This window comes from Sphingomonas canaveralia (genome assembly GCF_047238125.1).
Lineage (GTDB): Bacteria > Pseudomonadota > Alphaproteobacteria > Sphingomonadales > Sphingomonadaceae > JBDFMH01.
This window is the reverse complement of record NZ_JBDFMH010000001.1, coordinates 1,140,948-1,162,632: the sequence shown is the minus strand read 5'-3', so window position 1 is coordinate 1,162,632 and position 21,685 is coordinate 1,140,948. Positions and strand designations below refer to the sequence as shown.

23 protein-coding genes and 1 pseudogene are annotated in these 21,685 nt (G+C 67.4%); 17 read left to right on the top strand and 7 right to left on the bottom strand.

Annotated features, from left to right (window positions below; translation table 11 throughout):
* The first annotated feature begins 1 nt into the window (after nt 1).
* The 8 genes and pseudogenes from ABC347_RS05575 (at nt 2) to ABC347_RS05540 (ending at nt 7,636) form a co-directional block, all read left to right on the top strand.
* Entirely contained in the window at nt 2–820 is an 819-nt protein-coding gene (locus ABC347_RS05575; protein WP_413244745.1) for a ThuA domain-containing protein, read from the top strand.
* Nucleotides 821–859: 39 nt separating this feature from the next.
* Entirely contained in the window at nt 860–1,438 is a 579-nt protein-coding gene (locus ABC347_RS05570) for an N-acetylmuramoyl-L-alanine amidase (RefSeq protein WP_413244744.1), read from the top strand.
* Between the two features lie 83 nt (nt 1,439–1,521).
* Complete coding sequence (locus ABC347_RS05565) at nt 1,522–2,496, top strand: hypothetical protein (RefSeq protein ID WP_413244743.1); 975 nt, start codon at nt 1,522–1,524, stop codon at nt 2,494–2,496.
* Between the two features lie 145 nt (nt 2,497–2,641).
* Nucleotides 2,642–3,523 carry an alpha/beta hydrolase gene (locus ABC347_RS05560; protein ID WP_413244742.1) on the top strand — a complete coding sequence of 294 codons (882 nt, stop codon included), beginning with the start codon at nt 2,642–2,644 and terminating at the stop codon, nt 3,521–3,523.
* 72 nt (nt 3,524–3,595) lie between these two features.
* Nucleotides 3,596–6,205 carry a type I DNA topoisomerase gene (topA, locus tag ABC347_RS05555; protein WP_413244741.1) on the top strand — a complete coding sequence of 870 codons (2,610 nt, stop codon included), beginning with the start codon at nt 3,596–3,598 and terminating at the stop codon, nt 6,203–6,205.
* 59 nt (nt 6,206–6,264) lie between these two features.
* On the top strand, nt 6,265–6,975 hold the full coding sequence (locus ABC347_RS05550) for an SIMPL domain-containing protein (protein ID WP_413244740.1): 711 nt from the start codon (nt 6,265–6,267) through the stop codon (nt 6,973–6,975).
* Between the two features lie 44 nt (nt 6,976–7,019).
* Entirely contained in the window at nt 7,020–7,247 is a 228-nt protein-coding gene (locus ABC347_RS05545) for an AbrB/MazE/SpoVT family DNA-binding domain-containing protein (RefSeq protein WP_413244739.1), read from the top strand.
* Between the two features lie 20 nt (nt 7,248–7,267).
* Nucleotides 7,268–7,636: pseudogene (locus ABC347_RS05540) on the top strand (type II toxin-antitoxin system death-on-curing family toxin).
* 2 nt (nt 7,637–7,638) lie between these two features.
* Here the strand turns inward: ABC347_RS05540 and ABC347_RS05535 are convergent.
* The 4 genes from ABC347_RS05535 to coaBC are packed head-to-tail and all read right to left on the bottom strand — an operon-like array spanning nt 7,639 to nt 10,388.
* A complete protein-coding gene (locus tag ABC347_RS05535) occupies nt 7,639–7,992 on the bottom strand; it encodes a DsrE family protein (RefSeq protein ID WP_413244738.1) in 354 nt (117 codons plus the stop codon).
* The gene (locus tag ABC347_RS05530; RefSeq protein ID WP_413247006.1) at nt 7,989–8,738 is read right to left on the bottom strand and encodes a HesA/MoeB/ThiF family protein; all 750 of its coding nucleotides are present in this window, start codon (nt 8,736–8,738) and stop codon (nt 7,989–7,991) included. Before ABC347_RS05530 ends, ABC347_RS05535 begins: the two co-directional genes overlap by 4 nt.
* 10 nt (nt 8,739–8,748) lie before the next feature.
* Nucleotides 8,749–9,189, bottom strand: coding sequence for a dUTP diphosphatase (gene dut / locus ABC347_RS05525; protein WP_413244737.1), 441 nt, complete (start codon nt 9,187–9,189; stop codon nt 8,749–8,751).
* The gene (gene coaBC, locus ABC347_RS05520; protein WP_413244736.1) at nt 9,186–10,388 is read right to left on the bottom strand and encodes a bifunctional phosphopantothenoylcysteine decarboxylase/phosphopantothenate--cysteine ligase CoaBC; all 1,203 of its coding nucleotides are present in this window, start codon (nt 10,386–10,388) and stop codon (nt 9,186–9,188) included. Before coaBC ends, dut begins: the two co-directional genes overlap by 4 nt.
* A gap of 110 nt (nt 10,389–10,498) precedes the next feature.
* On the opposite strand from coaBC, the gene ABC347_RS05515 reads away from it, so the two are divergent.
* Together ABC347_RS05515 and ABC347_RS05510 are read left to right on the top strand one after the other, a co-directional pair.
* The gene (locus ABC347_RS05515; RefSeq protein ID WP_413244735.1) at nt 10,499–11,212 is read left to right on the top strand and encodes a hypothetical protein; all 714 of its coding nucleotides are present in this window, start codon (nt 10,499–10,501) and stop codon (nt 11,210–11,212) included.
* Entirely contained in the window at nt 11,176–11,472 is a 297-nt protein-coding gene (locus tag ABC347_RS05510; RefSeq protein WP_413244734.1) for a 2OG-Fe(II) oxygenase family protein, read from the top strand. Before ABC347_RS05515 ends, ABC347_RS05510 begins: the two co-directional genes overlap by 37 nt.
* Here ABC347_RS05510 and ubiB read toward each other — a convergent pair.
* Nucleotides 11,462–12,994, bottom strand: a complete 1,533-nt coding sequence (ubiB, locus tag ABC347_RS05505; protein ID WP_413244733.1) for a 2-polyprenylphenol 6-hydroxylase — start codon at nt 12,992–12,994, stop codon at nt 11,462–11,464. The genes ABC347_RS05510 and ubiB overlap by 11 nt on opposite strands.
* A 4-nt stretch (nt 12,995–12,998) precedes the next feature.
* The gene (locus tag ABC347_RS05500; protein WP_413244732.1) at nt 12,999–13,730 is read right to left on the bottom strand and encodes a class I SAM-dependent methyltransferase; all 732 of its coding nucleotides are present in this window, start codon (nt 13,728–13,730) and stop codon (nt 12,999–13,001) included.
* Nucleotides 13,731–13,777: 47 nt separating this feature from the next.
* Between ABC347_RS05500 and mutM the strand changes: the two genes are divergently transcribed.
* The 7 genes from mutM (at nt 13,778) to ABC347_RS05465 (ending at nt 20,986) form a co-directional block, all read left to right on the top strand.
* Nucleotides 13,778–14,593 (top strand): bifunctional DNA-formamidopyrimidine glycosylase/DNA-(apurinic or apyrimidinic site) lyase, encoded by an 816-nt coding sequence (gene mutM / locus ABC347_RS05495; protein ID WP_413244731.1) that lies wholly within the window; start codon nt 13,778–13,780, stop codon nt 14,591–14,593.
* A gap of 122 nt (nt 14,594–14,715) precedes the next feature.
* The gene (gene rpsT / locus ABC347_RS05490; protein WP_413244730.1) at nt 14,716–14,979 is read left to right on the top strand and encodes a 30S ribosomal protein S20; all 264 of its coding nucleotides are present in this window, start codon (nt 14,716–14,718) and stop codon (nt 14,977–14,979) included.
* A gap of 462 nt (nt 14,980–15,441) precedes the next feature.
* Nucleotides 15,442–16,812 (top strand): chromosomal replication initiator protein DnaA, encoded by a 1,371-nt coding sequence (dnaA, locus tag ABC347_RS05485; protein ID WP_413244729.1) that lies wholly within the window; start codon nt 15,442–15,444, stop codon nt 16,810–16,812.
* A gap of 131 nt (nt 16,813–16,943) precedes the next feature.
* On the top strand, nt 16,944–17,603 hold the full coding sequence (locus ABC347_RS05480) for a hypothetical protein (protein WP_413244728.1): 660 nt from the start codon (nt 16,944–16,946) through the stop codon (nt 17,601–17,603).
* 2 nt (nt 17,604–17,605) lie between these two features.
* Nucleotides 17,606–18,319: a DUF4331 family protein gene (locus tag ABC347_RS05475; protein ID WP_413244727.1), complete on the top strand. Its 714-nt coding sequence runs from the start codon at nt 17,606–17,608 to the stop codon at nt 18,317–18,319.
* A gap of 10 nt (nt 18,320–18,329) precedes the next feature.
* Nucleotides 18,330–19,736: a tetratricopeptide repeat protein gene (locus ABC347_RS05470; RefSeq protein ID WP_413244726.1), complete on the top strand. Its 1,407-nt coding sequence runs from the start codon at nt 18,330–18,332 to the stop codon at nt 19,734–19,736.
* On the top strand, nt 19,733–20,986 hold the full coding sequence (locus tag ABC347_RS05465; RefSeq protein ID WP_413244725.1) for a HupE/UreJ family protein: 1,254 nt from the start codon (nt 19,733–19,735) through the stop codon (nt 20,984–20,986). The genes ABC347_RS05470 and ABC347_RS05465 overlap by 4 nt, the downstream gene beginning before the upstream one ends.
* 12 nt (nt 20,987–20,998) lie before the next feature.
* Here ABC347_RS05465 and ABC347_RS05460 read toward each other — a convergent pair whose 3' ends face one another.
* The gene (locus ABC347_RS05460) at nt 20,999–21,658 is read right to left on the bottom strand and encodes a DUF4136 domain-containing protein (RefSeq protein ID WP_413244724.1); all 660 of its coding nucleotides are present in this window, start codon (nt 21,656–21,658) and stop codon (nt 20,999–21,001) included.
* Between the last annotated feature and the right edge of the window lie 27 nt (nt 21,659–21,685).

The following is a 21,685-nucleotide window of genomic DNA, read 5'->3' as shown; positions in this document are numbered from 1 at the left end:
CATGCCGACGATCGCCTATTCCGCGCCGATCCAGATCCTGGTGGCGGTGCGCGGCCACCCGTTCGACCGCAACGCGTTCGATGCGATGTTCCTGGCCATGGACGGCATCGCTGCGACGATGGTCGACCAGCCCGCCGCGGCGCAGCTGATGAACCCGGTCGCGATGGCCGGCTACGACGCGCTGCTGCTGTACGACATGCCCGGGCTGGATTTCGATGCGGTGCCGCCGCCGGGGCTGGTGGCACCCGATCCGGACTTCGTGGCCGGGTTCGAAGCGCTGCTGGAGGAAGGCAAGGGCATCGTGGCGCTGCATCACGCGTTGGCGGGGTGGCCGGCATGGCCCGGTTATGGCGAGCATCTGGGCGGGACGTTTCTCTACCGGCCGGCCCGGCTGCGCGGCGTGCCGACAATGGATTCGGGCTATCGCCACGGCGTGAATTACGGCGTGGAGGTGGTGGCGCCGGACCATCCGGTAACGGCGGGCCTGCCCCCGCGCTTCCGGCTGACCGACGAGCTGTATCTGGCCGAGCTGCTCGACGAGCAGGCGACGCCGCTGCTGCGTGCCCGGCATCGCTTCGAGGCGGCGGGGTTCCACTCGGCGGCGGCGGCGATGGACGGGCGGATGTTCGACAATGACGGCTGGACGCACCCGGCAGGCCACGATCTGATCGGCTGGACCCGGCGGGCGCGCGCCAGTCCGCTGGTCTATCTCCAGCCAGGCGACGATGCCGCGACGTTCGCCGATCCCAACTATCGCCGGCTGGTCGAGAACGCGATCCGCTGGGTCGTGGACGAGGGATCTGGCCGCCGCGCGAAATAGCATTTTCCTACAGCCAGCGAATCACCTATATGGTTCGCTGTGGGGCGGGAGGATGCGATGGCGTGGACGGTGATCGATGGGCGCGCGCGGAGCATCGCCGAATTCGCGGCACATGTCGCGGCCACCGACTGGACCGGGTGGCGGCCGAGCCGGATCGTGATGCACAATACCGCGACACCGAGCCTGGCGCAGCGGCCGGCAGGGCTCACGCGCGCGCACCTCACCAATCTCGAGACCTGGTATCGCGACACCAACCGCTGGAGCGCGGGGCCGCACCTGTTCATCGATGACCATGCGATCCACGGCTTCACGCCGCTGAACCGACGGGGCGTCCATTCGCCGAGCTGGAACGCGAGCGCGATCGGGATCGAGCTGCTGGGCGATTATGCGCGCGAGCCGTTCGACAGCGGGCGCGGGCTGGCGGTGCGGCGATTGGGAGTGGCGGCCGCTGCCCTCCTGTGCGCCGCGCTCGACATCGCCCCGGAAGCGATCCTGTTCCACCGCGACGATCCGCGCACCACGCACAGCGGTTGCCCGGGGCGCAATGTCGTCAAGGCGGAACTGGTGCGCGAGGTGGCGGCATTCATGGCCGGGGCCACGCTGCGGCTGGCGGCATGATCGCAGCGCAAGCCTGTCTGCGCTTGAAAGTAGTGCCGGCGCGGCAGCGTCGGCAGGATGCGCGCACTTGTTGGGGGATCATGATGCGCATTCTATCGACCCTGCTGGCCGGCATCACGCTGGCGATCGCCGCTCCGATCGCGATCGCGGCACCGCCGGCCCCGCTGAAGATCACGAAACCCGACGCGGTGAAGGGCGTGAGCCAGGTCGTGATCGGCGCGTTCAACGTGGGGTTCCTGTTCGAGTCGGTCGACAAGACCGCGGCGACCGGCGGCATGATCGGGATGTTCAGCGGCCCGACCACCGCCAAGAGCGAGCTGGAAGGCGTGACCCCGCAGATGATGCAGGCGATCGTGGATGCGGCCTATGCCGATTTCCGCAGCCAGCTGGAGGCGCGCGGCTTTACCGTGGCGGACAGCGCGACGCTGTTCGGCAGCCAGGCATTCGCCAAGGTGAAGCTGGCACCATCGCCCTATGAAGCCAGCGTGGTGCTGGAGAAGGGCAGCAAGGGAAAGACCAGCTTCTACAAGCCGAGCGCGCTGCCGGGGCTTGTGATGCTGCCGGGCGATTTTATGTCGACCGGGCTGAGCGGCATGGGGATGCAGATGCAGTCCGGCACCACCGCCTACAGCATGGTCAACCATGCCAAGGCGAGCGGGCAGGCGGTACTCGACGTGGTCTATCTGATCGACTTTTCCAACGTGAAGCGGCCGGGCGCGTTCAGTTTTGCCGGGGTGCGCGTGAATTCCGGCGTGTCGGTCGTCGGCGACTATTCGAAGCTCAACCTGATCGCGCCCAGCGGCAAGCAGGCGACGATCCTGATGAAGCAGCCGGTGGCGGTGGAAGGCGATTTCGCGACGATGGCGGATTCGACCGGCGGCGTGAACAAGGCAATGGATGTGGCCGGCAACGTGATCGGCATCCTGGGTGGGGTGAAGACGGGAAAGACCCGAAAATATACCTTCACCGCCAAGCCCGGTGCCTATGAGGAAGGCGCCACGAAGGCGGCGACGCTGGCGAATGCGCAGCTGGTGGATCAACTGGCGGCGCTTCGCTGATTGCTCCCGTCATCCCGGCGTAAAGCAGGGATCCAAAGCCGCGCGCGGGTGCGACCGATAACTCCGGATCCCGGAGCAAGTCGGGGATGACGGGTGGGGGAAGCGGCGTTTGCGGTTTTGCGGGCGCCGCCCTACCTGCGCCGCCATGATCCGATCTCCCGCCCGCCGCCGCTTGATCCTGCTGGGTGCCGGCGTGATCGGGGCCGGACTGGCGGCACTGGCCTGTTCGCCGCTGCGAACGTTCGACACGCTGGTGCCGCAGGATCGCGACGGACGGCTGATGGCGCGCGGCATTCCCTATGGCGCGGGACCGCGGCGGACGCTTGACCTTTATGGCCCACGCAGCGTGACGGGCCGCCGCCCGATCATCCTGTTTCTCTATGGCGGCAGCTGGGCGACGGGGACGCGCGAGGGATACGCCTTCGTCGGGCGATCGCTGGCGGCGGCGGGCTATCTGGTGGCGGTGCCCGACTATCGGCTGGTGCCGGAGGTGACCTATCCCGGCTTCGTGGAGGACAGCGCGGCCGCGCTGCGCTGGCTGCGGGCGCATGCCGCCGCGCATGGCGGCGATCCCGATCGGATCGTGGTGATGGGGCATTCGGCCGGCGCCTATATCGCAGCGATGCTGGCGGTCGATCCGCGCTGGACGGGCGCTGACCGGGCCGCGATCCGGGGGCTGATCGGCCTTGCCGGTCCCTATGATTTCGCGCCCTTCGATGTGCCGGCCAGCATCGCCGCCTTTGGCCGCTGGCCCGATCCGGCCGATACCCAGCCAGTGACGCATGCCGGGGCGGGCGATCCGCCGGCGCTGCTGCTGACGGGGGCGGACGACACCACCGTCGAACCGCGAAATTCGGAGGCGCTCGCCGCCCGGCTACGCGCGGGCGGAGTGGCAGCGGAAGTGAAGCGTTATCCCGGTATCGGCCATGTCGGCATCGTCACCGCGATCGCACGCCCTTTCCGCCAGCGCGCGCCGGTGCTGGACGACGTGCTGGACTTCGCGCGCCAGGTGACCACGGCCGATTGATCCATATCAACGCTTGACGACCCGCCGCCGGGCTTTCCACCCTCGCGCGTACGTATGAAGGACAGGACCAAGATGAAGCTCGTTGTCGTCGAATCCCCGGCCAAGGCCAAGACCATCGAGAAATATCTCGGCCCGGGCCACCGGGTGCTGGCATCCTATGGCCATGTCCGCGATCTGCCGCCGAAGGACGGATCGGTGAAGCCGGACGAGGGCTTCGCGATGGAATGGGAGCCCTATGCCGACAAGGCCAAGCAGCTGAAGGCGATCGCCGACGAGGCGAAATCGGCCGATACGCTGATCCTGGCAACCGACCCCGATCGCGAAGGCGAGGCGATCAGCTGGCATGTCCAGGAAGTGCTGCGCAAGCGCAAGGCGCTGCCCAAGGACGTGCAGCGCGTGACCTTCAACGCGATCACCAAGCCGGCGGTGCTGGAGGCGATGGCCAATCCGCGGGCGCTGGACGAGGATTTGATCGACGCCTATCGGGCACGCCGCGCGCTGGACTATCTGGTCGGCTTCACGCTTTCGCCGGTGCTATGGCGCAAGCTGCCGGGCGCGAAATCGGCGGGGCGGGTGCAATCGGTGGCGCTGCGGCTGATCGTCGATCGCGAGCGCGAGATCGAGCTGTTCCGCGCACAGGAATATTGGTCTGTCACGGCCGAGATGGAGCAGGACGGCGTCGGCTTCATCGCGCGGCTGGTAAAGTGGCAGGGTCGCAAGATCGATCGGCTGACGATCGGCGACAAGGGCGCGGCCGAACAGGCCAAGGCGGATGTCGAAGCCGGACGGTTCGGTATCGTCTCTGTCGAGACCAAGCCGCTCACGCGCAATCCGCCGCCCCCGTTCACCACATCGACGCTGCAACAGGAAGCTGCGCGCAAGCTGGGCTTTTCCGCCAGCCACACGATGCGGGTGGCGCAGAACCTCTACGAGGACGGCGCGATCACCTATATGCGGACCGACGGCGTGCAGATGGACGGTGCCGCGATTTCGGCCGCGCGTGGCGCGATCGCCCATCGCTACGATGCGTCCTACGTGCCGGACAAGCCACGCCAATATACGGCCAAGGCCAAGAATGCGCAGGAAGCGCATGAGGCGATCCGACCGACCGATTTCTCGCGTGACAAGGCGGGTTCCGGTGATCATGCAAGGCTTTACGAGCTGGTCTTCAAGCGGGCTCTCGCCAGCCAGATGGCATCCGCCCGGCTTGAGCGGACCACGGTGGAGCTGGAGGATGGCAGCGGATCGCATGCGCTGCGCGCGACCGGGCAGGTCGTGCTCTTCCCCGGCTATCTCGCGCTGTACGAAGAAGGGCGCGACGATCCGGTCGCCGGCGCCGGCAAGCATGGCGAAGCTGGCGAGCCCGACGATGACGGCAAGCGGCTGCCGCGGATGAAGGAAGGCGACTCGCCGGCCAAGAAGGCAGTGCTGGCCGAGCAGCATTTCACTCAACCGCCGCCGCGCTATTCCGAAGCCTCGCTGGTCAAGAAGATGGAGGAGCTCGGTATCGGGCGCCCGTCCACCTATGCCGCCACGCTGCAGACGCTGAAGGATCGCGACTATGTGACGCTGGAGAAAAACCGTTTCATTCCCGCGGAATCCGGGCGGTTGGTGACCAGCTTTCTCGAGCGCTTCTTCGAACGTTATGTGAGCTACGATTATACTGCCGGGCTGGAGGACAGCCTGGACGACGTATCCGGCGGGCGCGCCGGCTGGCAGGCGGTGCTCGAAGCGTTCTGGCGTGACTTCAAGCCCAAGACCGCCGAGGTAATGGAGCAGAAGCCGTCGGACATCACCGCGGCGCTCGACCAGTTTCTCGAGCCATATCTGTTCCCCGACAAGGGTGATGGCAGCGACCCGCGTGCCTGCCCGGCCTGTGCGGACGGGCGGCTGGCGTTGCGTGGCGGCAAGTTCGGCGCGTTCGTCGCCTGCTCCAACTATCCCGACTGCAAATATACGCGCCGTTTCGCGCAGGCGGGCGGCGATTCCGCCAGCGCTGACACTGGCCCGGTGGTGCTGGGCACCGATCCCGAGAGCGGGCTCGAGCTTTCGAAGCGGAGCGGGCGGTTCGGGCCCTATGTCCAGCTGGGCGATGGCAAGGAGGCCAAGCGCGGGTCCATCCCCAAAGATGTGCCCGAAGCCGAGCTGGATTTCGCGATGGCGATGCGGCTCGTATCGCTGCCCCGCACGGTCGGCAATCACCCGGAGACTGGAAAGGAAATCCTGGCGAGCATAGGGCGTTACGGACCGTATCTCCAGCATGACGGGAAATATGCGCGGCTGGCTTCGACCGCCGAGGTGTTCGAAACCGGCATGAACAGCGCAGTCGCCAAGCTGGCGGAAGCGGCCGCAGGCGGCGGACGCGGCCGGGGCGCCGCGCGCGAGCCGCTGGCGACGTTCGGCGAGTCACCGGTGACGGGGAAGCCCGTGAAGCTGATGGAGGGGCGGTTCGGCCCCTATGTCACCGATGGCGAGACCAACGCGACGCTGCCGAAGACCGCCGACCCCGCGACGCTGGACGCCGAGGCGGCGCTGCTGCTGCTGGCCGAGCGCGCGGCCAAGGGACCGGCCAAGGGCAAGAAGAAGCCGGCTCGCAAGGCGGCCGCGGCGAAGCCAGCCGCGAAGAAGGCACCCGCAAAGAAGCCCGCGGCGAAGAAGGCGGCGGCCAAGGCCGGAGCCTAGTCAGGCTGCAGACAGGCGACGCGGGGCAGGATCCACGCGCTATCAAGGGGGATCATCGAATGGAACGTCAGGCCTTCCGCAGCGAGCTGGTGATCGCAGCGATCCTGCTGGCGATCGGGTTGGTGGTCGGCGGCTATCTGATGGGCAACGGCCTCGTCCGCGCCCGCCACGCAGATCGCGCCGTCACCATGCGCGGCCTGGCCGAGCGCGACGTGACCGCCGATCTCGCGACCTGGACCCTGGCCTATTCGGCGACCGGCAGCGATGTCGTGTCGGTCCAGCAGCAGACCGATCGCGCCACCGGCATCATCCTGGCGATGCTGGCGAAGGCGGGCTTCTCGCGCGACGAGATCAACGTCGCCGGCGTGAATGTGAGCCAGTATCAGCGCAACGACGGCGGGCTGAACGTAACGAGCCGGCAGCGGCTGCAGTTGCGCACCACCAAGGTGATGGCCGCACGCCGCGCGTTCGCGGACCAGGCTGCGCTGGTGCGCCAGGGCGTGGCGCTGGAGGACGGATCGGGTATCGCCTACAGCTTCACCAAGCTAAACGAGATCAAGCCCGCGATGATCGCGGAGGCGACCAAGGATGCGCGCAAGGCGGCCGAGCAGTTCGCCAAGGATTCAGGCACCAGTGTCGGCGCGATCCGGCAGGCGACGCAGGGCTATTTCTCGATCGGCGCGCGTGATGGCGAGAGCGGTGGATCTGGAAGTGAGTCACCGTTCCAGAAGGTACGGGTAGTGACGACGATCGACTTCTATCTGGATTGAGGGGACGGCTTGGAGCGACTGACCGCGTCTGTTGTAACGGCTGTATGACCAAGCCCATGAAGCTCATTCCAATCGGCAATTCGACGGGGCTGATCCTGCCGAAGGAGATGCTCGCCAGGCTGGGCCTGTCACAGGGCGATGCCGTGAGCGTCGTCGCGACCCCTGATGGTCTTGAGTTGCGACGCCATCATGCTGATTTCGAAGTGCAGATGTCGGCGGCGAGAGAGGTGATGCGCGCGCGCCGTGTCGCTTTACGCGAGCCTGCCAAGTAGCCGCAATGGACTGGATATGGATGGATGTTGCCGTGGCGTTGGCGGCGCATCGCGAGCAGCTGGCCGAACATGGTGGCGGTGAGGGCGTACGCGATGCCCGTCTCGTCTAGAGCGCGATGGCCCGCCCGGCAAACCTAGCGGCGTAGGGGAACCCGGACGCTGCCGATCTGGCCGCGTCCTATGCTTTCGGCATCGCCCGCAATCACCCATTTGTGGATGGTAACAAACGGACTGCGGCCGTGATCAGCGAAACATTCCTGATGCTGAACGGCTATCGGTTGACCGCTAGCGACGCCGAGGTCGTGGTTGCCTTTCTCGCCCTCGGCGCCGGCGAGCTTGAGGAAGCGGAGTTGGCGGACTGGTTCCGGACACGGATAGCGGCGGACTGACGTCAGAGCGTCAGCAGGCGATCATCGGCAAGTGTCTGCAGCAACGACACCATGCCGGCGGCTTCGGTACCCGTTACGAGATCGGGCAAGGCGAGCCCCGCCAGCGCAAGGCCAGCCTGGCAGGCGAGGATCGCAACGCCGGCCTGATCGGCCTCGTCGAGCAGGCCGGCGAGGGTCGGCAGGCCGGCGTCGACCTGCGCGTCATCCGCCGGATCGATCACGGGAACGCGCAGCAGCGGCACGGCCGCCGTATCGACGAACAGCCGCGCCCGGCCGCCGAGCGCAGCCGCCGACAGCGCGATGCCGAGCGCGGTGCGCAGGGCGACCGGATCGGGTCGCGCGATGATGATCGTCACGCCGCGCACCGGCACCCCGGATCCTTGGCCAGCGCGATCGTGCGCATCCGGAAGGCAAGCGCGTCGAACAGCAGCAGCCGGCCTGCGCTGTCCTCGCCGAACGGCACGAGCTGGCGGATCGCCTCCATCGCGGCGAGGCTGCCGATCACGCCGGTCAGCGCGCCAAGGACCCCCTGGTCCGCGCAGCTGGTCTCGTCACGGGCCGGATCCTCGCCCACAAGGCAGCGATAGCAGGGCAGGCCCGCTTCCCATCCACGGTAGACGGCGAGCTGGCCCTCGAACCGGCCGACCGCAGCCGACACCAGCGGAATCTGAAGCCACTGGCATGCATCGGCAACCAACAAGCGTGTCGCGAAACTGTCGCTGCCGTCGATCACGACATCGGCACCGCGCAGCACGAGATCGGCATTGGCGGCATCCAGCCTTCGGCTGACGGGATGGATCTGGACGTCTCGGTTCAGCCGGGCGACGACATTGGCCGCCATCGCCACCTTGTGCGCGCCGACGTCGCGCGTGGAATAAAGGGTCTGGCGCTGGAGGTTGGAGAGCGAGACGACATCGTCGTCGATGATCGTGAGCCGGCCGACGCCGGCCGCGGCAAGATACTGGATCGCGGGGCTGCCGATCCCGCCCGCCCCGACCAGCGCGACATGCGACTGAAGCAGGCGAAGCTGGCCGCTGCCACCGATCTCCGGCAGGATGATATGGCGTGCGTAGCGATCGAGCTGATCGTCCCCCAGGCTCAGCGGCGGCATGTCATCGGCCGGTCGATCCGAAGCCGCCGGCACCACGCACCGTTTCGTCCAGGCTGTCGACTTCATCGAAGGCTGCGTGGGTGACGGCGGCGGGCACGAGCTGCGCGATGCGATCGCCGCGCGCGATGGCGAACGGTGCATCGCCGTGGTTGATCAGCAGCACCTTCAGCTCGCCACGATAATCGGCGTCGATCGTGCCCGGCGTATTGGGCACGGTGATGCCATGCTTGAAGGCGAGGCCGGACCGCGGGCGGACCTGGATCTCATAGCCGGGCGGGATCGCGACCGCGAAGCCGGTGGCGACGGCATGGCGGGCGCCGGGAGCGATCGTCACATCCTCGGCCGCAACCACATCAAGGCCGGCGGCATGATCCGTGGCATAGGCCGGGACCGGCAGGTCTCCGCCGTGTGGCAGTCTTTTCAACGCGATACGAATGGTCATTCAGCATCTTTCGCAACAAGGGCGGCCGTGACGCGATCGGCCAAACGGTCAGCGACCTCGGCCTTGCTCGCCTCGTCCCAGCTTTCGACGCCATCAGCGGTGACGATATGCACATGATTGGCATCGCCGCCCATGACATCGCCGGACACATCGTTCGCGACGATCCAGTCACAGCCTTTGCGGATGCGCTTGGCGACCGCGTGCGCGATGACATCGTCGGTCTCCGCCGCGAAGCCGACCAGCAGGCCCGGGCGATCGGACGAGGCGGCCAGCCCCGCCAGGATATCCGGATTTTCGATCAGGGGCAGCGCGGCGGGTGCCCCGCTGCCTTTCTTGATCTTGCGGTCCTGAGGTTCGGCCCGCCAGTCGGCGACGGCGGCAACAAGGATCGCGGCATCGGCGGGCAGGGCGGCCTGAACCGCTGCCGCCATCTCGCGTGCCGTTTGGACATCGATGCGATCGACGCCAGCCGGTGTCGGCAGCGAGACGGGGCCGGCGATCAAGGTCACCCGGGCCCCCCGCGCCGCGAGCGCGGCTGCAATCGCGAAGCCCTGTTTACCCGAAGATCGGTTGGCAATGTAACGGACCGGATCGATCGGCTCGTGCGTGGGCCCAGCGGTCAACAGGATATGCTTGCCCTGCAACGGCTTGCGCGGCGGAGCGGCCACGCGATCGCGGATCAGCGCGGCGATGCGTTCGGGCTCGGGCAGGCGCCCGGCGCCATATTCGCCGCACGCCATCGGGCCTTCATCGGGTTCGACGACGGTGATGCCGTCATCCCGAAGCTGCGTCACATTGCGGCGAGTGGCAGCATGGTGCCACATCCGCACGTTCATCGCGGGGGCGACGAGCACCGGCTTGTCGGTCGCCAGCAGCAACGTGGTTGCGAGATCATCGGCCAGACCGGCTGCCATCTTCGCGATGAGATCTGCCGTGGCGGGGCAGACGACGACCAGATCGGCTTCGCGGCTGAGTTGGATATGGCCCATCTCGGCCTCGTCCTTCAGATCCCACAGGCTGGTATGGACGGGCTGTTCGGTCAGTGCCGCGAACGTCATCGGCGTGACGAACTGGGCCGCGCCGGCGGTCAGCACGCAGCGCACCGTCATGCCATCGCGACGCAGCAAGCGAACCAGTTCGCACGCCTTGTAGGCAGCGATCCCGCCGGACACGATCAGGAGAATGCGCGGCGCGGTCATCGCGGGCATCCCTGCCCAAAGCGCGACCGTCTGTCGAGGGCTGGCACGATCCGCGCCGGCGTGACATCATCTTGGCCGTGGGGGAACGATCACGCGCACAGGCTGCGGTGATGCTGGCAGCCGCAGGGCGCGCCGAAGACGGTCTGCGTTTGCTGAAGGAGGGGTGCGCCGCCGCGGACGTCGACTCGCTTTTGCTGCTTGGGCTCTGGTGCCTGGAAGGGCGTTGGCTGGTGCGCGATACGGTGTGCGCGCGCGACCTGATCGGACAGGCGGCCCGCGCCGGCCACATCGGCGCTGGGCGGACCCATGCGGGGCTGGTGGCCTGCGGTATCGGCGGCGCGGCAGACTGGCCGGCGGCGCTGGCGCTGATCGACGGGATGGCCGCGATCGATCCGCTGTCGGCGCGGCAACGCGATGCGATCACCGCAATGTCTCTCGACGGCGAGGGGGCACCGATAACCGTGCCGGCGGCGCACCCGCTGTCTGCGAAACCGGATGTCGTCTATATCCCCGGTCTGGCGAGCGCCGACGAATGCGCGCTGCTGATCGAACTATCGGAAGGGCGCTTCAAGCCGGCGCTGATCTATCACGAGGGACGGCAGCATTCGTCGCCGATCCGATCCGGCGATCGGACACGGCCGGCTTCCCGATCGTGGCGGAATGGCCGTTCGTGCGCGCGATCAACCGTCGCATCGCCGTGGCCAGCGGCAGCGACGCGGATTGCGGCGAGCCGCTGCAGATCCTGCGCTACCGAACCGGGCAGGAATATCGGCCGCATCTCGATGCCGTGCCCGGCATGGCCAATCCGCGGGTCGCGACGCTGATCCTGTGGCTGAACGACGATTACGAAGGCGGCAAGACCTGGTTCGCGCCGCCGGGCCCGGTGGTGCGCGGACGGATCGGGGATGCGTTGCTGTTCCGCAATCTCGGCGACGATGGCCTGCCCGATCCGGCCGCGCGCCATGCGGGGCTGCCGGTGACCGCCGGCACGAAGATCGTCGCCAGCCGCTGGATCAGGGCGCGACCGGCAGGGCAGGACGGATTCGGGCCGCACGAAGCGCGGCCGCGCGACGTCAGCCGATGAGCCACATCCCGGCCGCGCCGGCGATCGTCGCCAGCAGCGCGACCGCCGCATAGCGCCAGCCGCCGCCGATCCGCACGACCTCGACCTCGCGCAGCGGCGGCAGGGGCGGGGCGCCGCCGGGGGCAGGATAGCGCGCCTCGATCCGGCGGATCAGCTCGGGCAGGCGGGCCAACGTCTTGACGTCGGCCGCCAGCCGATCGGCGATCCAGGCCTCGGGACCAAGTTCGTCGCGGATCCAGCCCTGCACATAGGGACCCGCCGTCTCCCACATGTTGATATCGGGGTCGAGCGCGGTCGCGACACCTTCGACCATCACCATCGTCTTCTGCAGCAGAAGCAGATGCGGCTGGACCTGCATGTCGAAATCGCGCGTGATCGCGAACAGCCCGTCGAGCATCGCGCCGACCGACATCTCCTTGACGGGCAGGCCGCGCATCGGCTCTCCCACCGCGCGCAGTGCGATCGCGAACTCGTCGACATCATGGTGGGCGGGCACATATTGCGCCTCGAAGTGGATTTCGGCGACGCGCTTGTAGTTGCCGGTGATCAGCCCGTAGAGGATCTCGGCCAGCCACAGCCGCGCGCGCCGATCGATCCGCCCCATGATACCGAAATCGATCGCGGCGATGCGATCGCCGGGCAGCGCGAACAGATTGCCCTGGTGCATATCGGCATGGAAGAAGCCTTCCGCGATCGCCTGGCGGAGGAAGGCACGGACGAGGCGGTGGGCCAGCGTCGCGGGATGGTGGCCGGCGGCGAGCAGCGCGGCGCGATCCGAAAGCTTGATACCGTCGATCCATTCCAGCGTCAGCACCTTGCCCGACGTGCGCTGCCAGTCGATCGCCGGGACGATGAAATCGGGTTCGGATTCCATCCGTTCGGCCAGTTCGGAGGCCGAGGCGCCTTCGCGCCGCAGATCGAGTTCGCGTGCCGTCCAGCGCTTGAACGTGGCGATGACCAGCCGGGGGCGCAGGCGCGCCGCTTCGCCGCCCATCGCCTCGATCTGGGCGGCCGCCCATTCATAGGTATCGATCGCGCGGACGAATTCCTCTTCGACGCCCGGGCGCAGCACCTTGACCGCGACGGTGCGGCCATCGGTGGTGACGGCACGGTGCACCTGCGCGATCGAGGCGGCACCGATCGCGACCGGATCGATCGAGGCGAACAGTGTTTCGATCGGCTTGCCGAGGCTCGCGCGCATCTGATCGCACACCGCGTCGAACGGCAGCGGCGGTAGCGCATCCTGCAGGCGCAGCAGGTCGTGCGCGGCTTCCTCGCCGACCAGATCGGGGCGGGTAGCGAGGCTCTGGCCCAGCTTGATCGCGGCCGGGCCGATCGCCTGGAAGGCGTCGGCATAGGCGGGGCGGGCGGGTACACGCGCGCCCAGCCGGGCGATCCGCGCCAGCCGGCGGACCGCAGCCGGCGTCATCGGATCGCGCTCGATTCCCTGCAGCGCGCCATGCCGCGCCAGGGTGCGCCCCCAATTGAGGAGGCGGAACAGATGGACGGCGGGGTGGGTCAAGCGGTCAGACCTTCCAGCCCGAATGGATCGCGACCAGACCGCCGAGCAGCGGTTCGACCGACACGCGCTGGAAGCCGGCGGCGGCGATCATCGTCTTGAAGCGTTCCATATCCGGGAAGCGGCGGATCGATTCGACGAGGTAGCGATAGCTTTCGGCATCGTTGGCCAGAAGCTTGCCCAGCTGCGGCACGATGCGATGCGAATAGGCATCATAGGCTTCGGCAAAGCCCGGCCACAGCGTGGTGGAGAATTCGAGGCAGAAGAAGCGGCCGCCATATTTCAGCACGCGGTGCGCTTCGCGAAGCGCGGCCGGAATGTCGGTCACGTTCCGGATGCCGAACGCGATCGTGTAGGCATCGAACCGGCGGTCCGAGAAGGACAGTGTCTCGGCATTCTCCTCGCCCCAGACCAGCCCGTCGATGCCGCGTTTCGCCGCCCGTTCCATGCCGACTTCGAGCATGGCGGGATTGATGTCAGTCACCGTGATCTGCGCACCCGATTTCGCCATGCGGAACGCGATGTCGCCGGTGCCGCCCGCCACGTCGAGGATCGACTCGCCGGCCCGCGGCTTCACCCGCCGCACGAACCGATCCTTCCACAGCCGATGCATGCCGCCCGACATGGCATCGTTCATCAGATCATATCTGGCGGCGACCGAGCGGAAGACCTCGCCCACCTTCTCGGTCTTCTCGGCGGGGGTGACGTCGGCATAGCCGAAGGAGACGGTATCGGTCATGGCCACGGCTCTAGCCAACGGAGGCGGGCGCCGCTAGCGGCTTGGCCATGCCCGAGCTTCCCGAGGTCGAAACCACCGTGCGCGGGCTGGCCCCGGTGCTGACCGGGCGCACGCTGAGCCGGGTCGATCCGCGCCGCGCGGATATCCGCCGCCCGATCCCCGTCGATCTGCGCCAGCGGCTGACGGGGGCGATGGTGACTGGCCTGTCGCGGCGCGCCAAATATGGGCTGATCGATACCGATCGCGGCGACACGCTGATCTTCCATCTCGGCATGTCCGGGCGCTGGCGAGTCGACCCGACCGAGATCGGCCTGCACGACCATCTGGTGATCGAGACGTCCGATGCGCGGCTGCTCGCGCTGAACGATCCGCGCCGGTTCGGATCGCTGGACTTGGTGCCGACGCTGGCGCTGGCCTCATTCCCTGCCTTCATGGCGCTGGGGCCGGAACCGCTGGGTGCCGATTTTACCGGCGCCTATCTCTCCGAGCGGCTGGCGGGCCGATCCGCGCCGATCAAGGCCTTGCTGCTCGATCAGCGGATCGTGGCCGGGCTGGGCAACATCTATGTTTGCGAGGCACTCAACATGGCGCGGATCGCGCCGTCCCGCGCGGGCGGGCGGATCGCGCGGGCGCGGCTCGAGGCGCTTGTGGTGGCGGTGCACGACGTGCTGATGGCCGCGATCGAGGCCGGTGGATCGACGCTGCGCGATTATGCGCGGCCCGATGGCGAGCTCGGCTATTTCTCGAAACAGTTCCGCGTCTATGGCCGTGAGGGCGAAGCCTGTCCGTGTGGTCGGGGCATCGTCAAGCGTGTCGCCGAAGGCGGACGATCGACATTCTACTGCCCGGCCTGCCAGCGCTGAGTGGCGCAGGCGGTTGACGCAGACGGGGGTTTTGGGTAGTGGGCGCGCCTTCCGGTGACGGATGCGTCCGTCGCCGCCAATCCATTCGAGCAACATCAGTTCGACTTTAACGAGGACGATCAATGGCGAACACGCCGCAAGCCAAGAAGCGCATCCGCCGCAACGACCGCCGCGCCGAGATCAATGGCGCGCGTGTCAGCCGTATCCGCACCTTCGTGAAGAAGGTCGAATCGGCGCTGGCCGCTGGCGACAAGAGCGCTGCCGCTGCCGCGCTGGTCGCCGCTCAGCCGGAAATGGCGCGTGGCGTTTCGAAGGGCGTGCTCCACAAGAACACGGTGTCCCGCAAGATTTCGCGGTTGACCAAGCGGGTCGCCGCGCTGGGCTGATCGCTCGGTTCGTCGCAAATTTCGAAGCGCCCGCCGGACCTGATCCGGCGGGCGTTTTCGCGTGCGGGTTACGCAACGCCCGGCACCCCGCGGAAATCCGCGATTCGTAAAATCGTCATAAACAGCAGTCTCGAAAGTCTTGAACGATTACAGTCACTTAAGCCGGGGTTGGGGGTTTTCCGCGCAAGCGGCTGTCAAGCCGCAATATTTCGCGATTGTGAAAATTCGGGGCCTTGATCAGACCCGCTGCATTGTCTTTAACGGCCCTCCCAGCGCCGCCCCGACGAATCTCGGAAGCGGTTTCACCGGGTAATCGAGCCAAGGGGCGGCGAGGGGGGACTTCGCTGCGCGCTGTTGGATTTTCAGCCACGGACCGGGGGTACCCGGGACGGAGGGTAGCCTGTTGCGTGGGGCGGACGGGAAAAAATGGTCGCGAGAGAGACGGAGGAGAGGCTGCAGGACATGTCGCCAGCAGACGCTGCCTGGAGCAGCGTGCGCGATACGCTGCGCCGCGCCTGCGGTGCGCGCACCTTCGACGGATGGCTGAAGCCGCTGGCAATCGCGGGCTGCGACGATGTGGCCGGTGTCGTGACGCTGGCTGCGCCGTCCGATTTCATGGCGAACTGGGTCACCACCCATTTTTCGGAGCAGCTGCTGGCCGCGTGGCGCGCGGCGCTGCCGTTCGTGCGGCATGTCGCGATCGTGACCGGCGAGGGGGCGGCCCGCACCACGACGTTGGCCGAAGCGGCGCCCGAGCCCGAGCCCGCGATTGTCGCAACCGTTGCCGAGCCGATCGCGCCAGCGGCCGGATCGACGCCGCTGGAGCCGCGCTACACGTTCGAATCGTTCGTTGTCGGCAAGGCCAATGAAGTCGCATACAATGCGGCACGCACGCTGGCGGGCGGTGGTCCGCTCGGCTTCAACCCGCTATTCCTGCATGGCGGCACCGGGCTCGGCAAGACCCACCTGATGCACGCGATCGGCCATGATTTCCTCGCCGCCCGGCCGGGCGCCAAGGTGATCTACATGTCGGCCGAGAAGTTCATGTTCGAATTCGTGGCCGCGATGCGCGCCAAGGACACGTACAGCTTCAAGACGCGGCTGCGCTCCGCCGACCTGCTGATGATCGACGATGTCCAGTTCATCGCCGGCAAGGATTCCACGCAGGAGGAATTCTTCCACACGATGAACGAGATCATCACCGCGGGAAAGCGGCTGGTGATCACCGCCGATCGCAGCCCGCAGGATCTGGACGGGATCGAAAGCCGGATCCTCTCTCGCCTGTCATGGGGGCTGGTGGCCGACGTGAACCCGGCCGATTTCGAGCTGCGTTTCAACATCGTCCACAAGAAGCTGGAGCAGATGCCGGGTGCGCGGGTGCCCGACGATGTCGCGATGTTTCTGGCCAAGCGGATCAGCGCCAATGTGCGCGAGCTGGAAGGGGCGCTGAACCGCGTCGTCGCCTATGCCACGCTGCAGGGGCGTGGGATCGACATGGATTTCGCAACCGAGACGCTGGCCGATCTGCTGCGCGCCAACCAGCGCCGGATCACTATCGACGAGATCCAGCGCCGCGTGTGCGACCATTACCGCATCCGCCAGGCGGAAATGAGCTCCGCCCGGCGCGCGCGTGAAGTGGCGCGGCCGCGGCAGGTGGCGATGTATCTCGCCAAGCAGCTGACGCCGCGTTCGTTGCCCGAGATCGGCCGCCGGTTCGGCGGGCGGGACCACACGACCGTGATCCACGCCGTCAAGCAGATCGAGCGATTGCGCCAGCAGGATGCAGAGCTGGACATGGATGTCCGGCTGCTGATCCGTCAGCTCGAGGGCTGAACTTCACCCCCCTCAAGTCGAATCCGCTTCCGATGTCGGACCGACGGGTCTAGACTGTGCAAACAAGCACATCCGGTCGCGCAAACAGGGATTAGGTCATTCGTCGTTTGGCGGATGCCGAAGCGCGTGGGGTGACGATGCAACGCATGAAGACGCTGGCGGCCGCGATGGTCGCATTGGCTACGGCAGCGGGCGGGGGCCTGCTGCTGGCCGATCGGCAGGCGAGCGCCGCCGATCATAACGAGCCGGGATCGCGGGTGAATACCGGCGCGGCCGACAAGGCCAACGACATCGCCGACATCTATGTGTTCCCGGTGGGGGACAAGCTGGTGCTGGTCGACAGTTTCGCCGGGCCCGGCATCTCGACGCGACCAGGCGTCTATGACCGGGACGCGCTCTATACCATCCTGATCTCGAACGATGCCGATCCCCTGACGATCGAAGTGACGATCGAGATCCGCTTCGCGCGCGATGCCAACGGCAACTGGGGCGTGCAGCTGAAGAATGTGCCGGGTGCTGCGGGCGTGATGGAAGGGCCGGTGCAGAAGACGCTGACGAGCGGAACGGCAAAGGTCGTCGCCGGCCTCTACGACGATCCCTTCTTCTTCAATTCGCAGGGGCTTTCCGACACGCGGGTGGCGGGCGATCTGCGCTTCCGTTCGGATCGTGACTTCTTCGCACGAACGAACGACACGATGATCATCCTTGAATTTCCGCAGTCGGCGATCCGCAACGGCAACAATCCGCTGCAGGTGTCGGTCCATTCTGCGCGCGTAAGGGCGGGGCTGTGAGCATGAACAGAATCATCATGGCCGGCATGGCGATGGCCTTCGTGGCGCTGGCGGGCTGCACGTCCGGCGGCGGTGGTGGCGGCGGTGGCGGAGGCGGCGAGTCCGCCAACAACAGCACGAACAACATGACGAACAACAGCGGCGGCGGGCAGACCGGCACTTCGCTGAGCGTCGAGACCTGCATGAACCAGCAGATCCTGCCGGGCGTATCGGTCCGGACCTCGCTCGCACGCGATTCGGTGCGGTTCGAATGGGATCGCGCGCCGGGCTTCCCGAACGGACGGAGACTCCAGGACCCGGTCATCGATATCACGCTGGCCTATCTATTCATCGATCTTTCGCGCCACGATCTTGATGTTCTGGCCAAACTGGCGCTGAACCCGGCGGCCAACGACAAGCCTTTCCTGACGGAATTCCCCTATGTCGCCGCCGCTTGGGATCAGGTGGTGCCCGAGGGTACCGGCAGCGGATTCGCGTTCCGCACCAATGCCGTGTCGGATTATGTGAACGTCGACGCGATGGGTAATCCCGCGATCGCGACGGCGCTGATTTCCCAGAACATCCAGCCGACCTACAACGACAATTTCCCGGCCGATTATGCATCCAACGGCGGCAAGTTCATTCCCGATATCACGCAGGCGCTGACCGGTCTCGCGACGCTGCTGCGCGACGACTTCCAGCGGCTGAGCCTGACGCCCTGCGCCAAGCCGGTCTGATCCAGGGCCAGTGGGCGTGACGGCAGTGGCGGCGTCGACGTCCGCACCGGCATTCGGCGGGGCGCTTCGGCGCGGCCTGCTGGCGGCGTTCCTGGTGCTGCTGATGGGGCTTGCCGCCGCCGGTGCCATCCGCTGGCGGCTGGCTTCACACGAAGCCGCACCACCGCCGGCGCTAACGGCCGGGCCCGCGCTCGGCGGGCTGCAGCAACAGGCCGTGCCCGAAACCTATGCCCAGGCCGCCGGCGCGCTGGACGAGGAGATCGCCTTCCATCGCCGCCGGCTGGCCGATCAGCCGGACAGCTGGTCGATGCACGGGCTGCTGGCCGAAGCGCTGCTGGCGCGGGGCCGGCTGACGGGGCGGTTCGACGATCTGGTGGCCGCCGATCGTGCGCTGGCCAACGCATTCAAGGTTGCCGAGCCCGGATCCGGGCCGCTGATGGTGCAGACCTATCAGGCGATGGCGATGCATCGGCTGCCGCAGGCCGAAGCCAGCCTGGAGTCGATCGAGGGGGCGGCGCTACCCCCGGACCAGGCGACCCGAGCCGAGATATTGGGGCTGCGCGGCGATATCGCCTTCTATTCCGGGCGGATGGGGGAGGCGAGCGACCTCTATGCGCGCGCCGACGGCAGCTGGCCGACCAGCCAATCCATGTTCCGGCTGGCGAACCTCGCCGCGCATGTCGGCCAGACCGATCTTGCGCTCGAACGCATCGACCTCGCCGAACGCCGGCTGCGGGGGCCGCAGCCGCAGTTCCAGGGCTTCCTGGCGATGCAGCGCGGCCTGATCGCGCTGCGCCGGGGGGATTGGACCGCGGCCGCGGCCGGCTTTGCCGAGGCCGAGCGACGCTTTCCGGGCTATTGGCTGGTGCGGCAGCAACAGGCGCTGGTGACCGCGCTCAACGGCGATCCCGCGAAGGCGACCGCGATGTTCGCGGCGGTGGCACGCGAAAGTGGATCGCCCGAAGCGATGGATGCGCTGGCCGGGTTGGCCCGTGCATCGGGCGATTTCGCTGCCGCCCGGCGTTGGGCCGATCGCGCGGGGGCGGAATGGCGGCGGCGGATCGCGCTCGCGCCCGAGGCGGCCTATGGCCATGCAGTCGATCATGAACTGGCGTTCGGCGATCCCAGGCAGGCGCTGGCCTATGCGATCGCGAACCACCGCGCGCGGCCCTATGCGGAAGCGAAGGTGGCGCTGGCGGCGGCGCTGGCTGCCAATGCCCGCACGGCCGATGCGCTGCGCGTGCTGGAACCGGTGCTGCGATCCGAATGGCGCATGGCCGAGCCGCAGGTGCTGGCCGCGGAGCTTTACGCGATCACCGGACAGGCGGACAAGGCGGAGGCCGCACGGCAGGCGGCGCTGGCGATCAATCCGCGCAGCTTCGATCGCAATCCCGGGCTGGTATGGCTGCACCAGTGATCCGCACGCTGCTCGCGCTCGTCCTGATCACCCTGTGGCCCGCGCTGCCGGCCGACGCGCACTTGATGCCCAACACCGCCATCTATCTGGATTTCGGAGACGACCGGATCGAAGCAGAGATCCTGGTCCCGGTTGCCGAGCTGGAATTCGCCGCGCAGAAGCGGATCAACTGGCACGACCCCGCCGTCGTGCGCGCCACCGCGGCATCGCTGGCGGCGCGTTTCGTGGTACGCGGCGACGACGGCCGCGCCTGGCGCGTGACGCTGCGCGATGCCGGCACCGCCGACGAGAGCTGGGCCCCCGACATCAGGGCGCGGCTGGCGCTGCAGCCCGCGCCGGGCGGCGACCCGCGACGCTTCACCATCGCTTATGATGCGGTGACCGATCGGCTGCCCAATCATTTCGTGCTGCTGTTCGCGCGCAGCGATTATCGGGGCGGCAAGCTGGGTGGCGAACCCGCGATGATCGGCGGACTGCAGGGGCGGGGGGCGACTGCAAGGATCGATCGCGGAGCGGGCAGCGGCTGGGCCGGGTTCCGTGCCGCGATCGCACTCGGCATGCACCATATCGCCGAGGGGCATGATCATCTGCTGTTCCTGATCGCACTGATCCTGCCCGCCCCCCTGCTGGTGGCCGGGCGGCGCTGGGGTGGCTATGGCGGCGGCCGCCATCTGGTGCGTGGGCTTATCGCCGTCATTACAGCGTTCACGATCGGTCATTCGATCACGCTGATCGGCGGCGCTTTCTTTGGCTGGCGGCTGGCATCGCAGCCGGTCGAGATCGGAATCGCGCTGTCGATCCTCATTTCCGCGGTACACGCCTGGCGGCCGATCTTCGCGGGGCGCGAGGCGGTGGTGGCGGGCGGCTTCGGTCTGGTCCACGGGTTGGCGTTCGCGACGCTGATCGGGGATTACGGGCTCGATCGCTGGCAGAAGGCGCAGTCGATCCTGGGCTTCAACCTGGGGATCGAGGTTGTGCAGCTGTTGGTCGTGGCGGCGGTCCTGCCTGCGCTGATCCTGCTGGCGCGGACGCCAGCCTATCCCCCCATCCGAAGCGCAGGTGCATTGTTCGCCGGTGCAGCGGCGATCGCCTGGGGGGTCGAGCGGATCGCGGGCACCGCCAACCCAGTCGCTGGCGCCATCGATGCCGGGTTGGCCCAGGCGCCCTGGCTGCTGGCGGCGCTGACGCTGGGGGCCGTGCTGATCTACGGCCGATATGGAAAGGGCCGCGATCCGATCGCAGCCCCGTGATTTCCGAACCGATCAGCCGCGACGGCGATCGGGCGGCGGGATGGTGATGCGCACTTCCTCGCCCGAGCGGCCCGGAAAATCGGTGAACACTGCCTGCACCAGGTTCGGCACGAGCGCCGGAAGGCTGTCGGTCGTCGAGCGCGCCCGGGCCTTGCCCTCGAACAACCGCTCGCCATCCGCGGTGCGACTGATCGTCACGTCCACATAGCTGGTGTAATAGGTGTAGCTGTTCACCTCCGGATAGCCGCCGAAGAAGAACGGATCGTTCCAGCCGTAGAAATAAGGCGAGCCGAAGCCATTGCGACCGTAGAAGGGCCGGCCGAATCCGCCATAACCCCAGCCACCGCCGAAGCCCGGCGTCGTGCGGACCTTTTCCTTACCGTCATCGACGCCGTAGTCGAGGTTCACGACGAAGGTCGCGTTGGCGGCGCTGGACGCCGGCTGATAGCCCTGGGCGACCAGTTCCTGCGTCACATAGCCCGCATATTGCTGGAATTCGATGCCGCCGCGATTGCGCGGATCGACTGCCTGGACAACAAAGCTCTGCCCGGCCGGGGCGGGCATACGCTGGAAGCGTGCGACATCGGCACGGAACGGCGTGGCGCAGGCAGAGACCAGCAGCAGGGCCATCGGCGCAGCGAGAGCGAAGGCGGTGCGGGACAGGCGTGACATAGGCAGCGACCTCAGAAGGGGAAGCGA

Coding starts and splice junctions, on each gene's coding strand:
- ABC347_RS05575 (WP_413244745.1), top strand. CDS start 2: ATGCCGACGATCGCCTATTCCGCGCCGATCCAGATCCTGGTGGCGGTG.
- ABC347_RS05565 (WP_413244743.1), top strand. CDS start 1,522: ATGCGCATTCTATCGACCCTGCTGGCCGGCATCACGCTGGCGATCGCC.
- ABC347_RS05560 (WP_413244742.1), top strand. CDS start 2,642: ATGATCCGATCTCCCGCCCGCCGCCGCTTGATCCTGCTGGGTGCCGGC.
- topA (WP_413244741.1), top strand. CDS start 3,596: ATGAAGCTCGTTGTCGTCGAATCCCCGGCCAAGGCCAAGACCATCGAG.
- ABC347_RS05550 (WP_413244740.1), top strand. CDS start 6,265: ATGGAACGTCAGGCCTTCCGCAGCGAGCTGGTGATCGCAGCGATCCTG.
- ABC347_RS05545 (WP_413244739.1), top strand. CDS start 7,020: ATGACCAAGCCCATGAAGCTCATTCCAATCGGCAATTCGACGGGGCTG.
- dut (WP_413244737.1), bottom strand. CDS start 9,189: ATGACCATTCGTATCGCGTTGAAAAGACTGCCACACGGCGGAGACCTG.
- coaBC (WP_413244736.1), bottom strand. CDS start 10,388: ATGACCGCGCCGCGCATTCTCCTGATCGTGTCCGGCGGGATCGCTGCC.
- ABC347_RS05515 (WP_413244735.1), top strand. CDS start 10,499: ATGCTGGCAGCCGCAGGGCGCGCCGAAGACGGTCTGCGTTTGCTGAAG.
- ABC347_RS05500 (WP_413244732.1), bottom strand. CDS start 13,730: ATGACCGATACCGTCTCCTTCGGCTATGCCGACGTCACCCCCGCCGAG.
- mutM (WP_413244731.1), top strand. CDS start 13,778: ATGCCCGAGCTTCCCGAGGTCGAAACCACCGTGCGCGGGCTGGCCCCG.
- rpsT (WP_413244730.1), top strand. CDS start 14,716: ATGGCGAACACGCCGCAAGCCAAGAAGCGCATCCGCCGCAACGACCGC.
- dnaA (WP_413244729.1), top strand. CDS start 15,442: ATGTCGCCAGCAGACGCTGCCTGGAGCAGCGTGCGCGATACGCTGCGC.
- ABC347_RS05475 (WP_413244727.1), top strand. CDS start 17,606: ATGAACAGAATCATCATGGCCGGCATGGCGATGGCCTTCGTGGCGCTG.
- ABC347_RS05460 (WP_413244724.1), bottom strand. CDS start 21,658: ATGTCACGCCTGTCCCGCACCGCCTTCGCTCTCGCTGCGCCGATGGCC.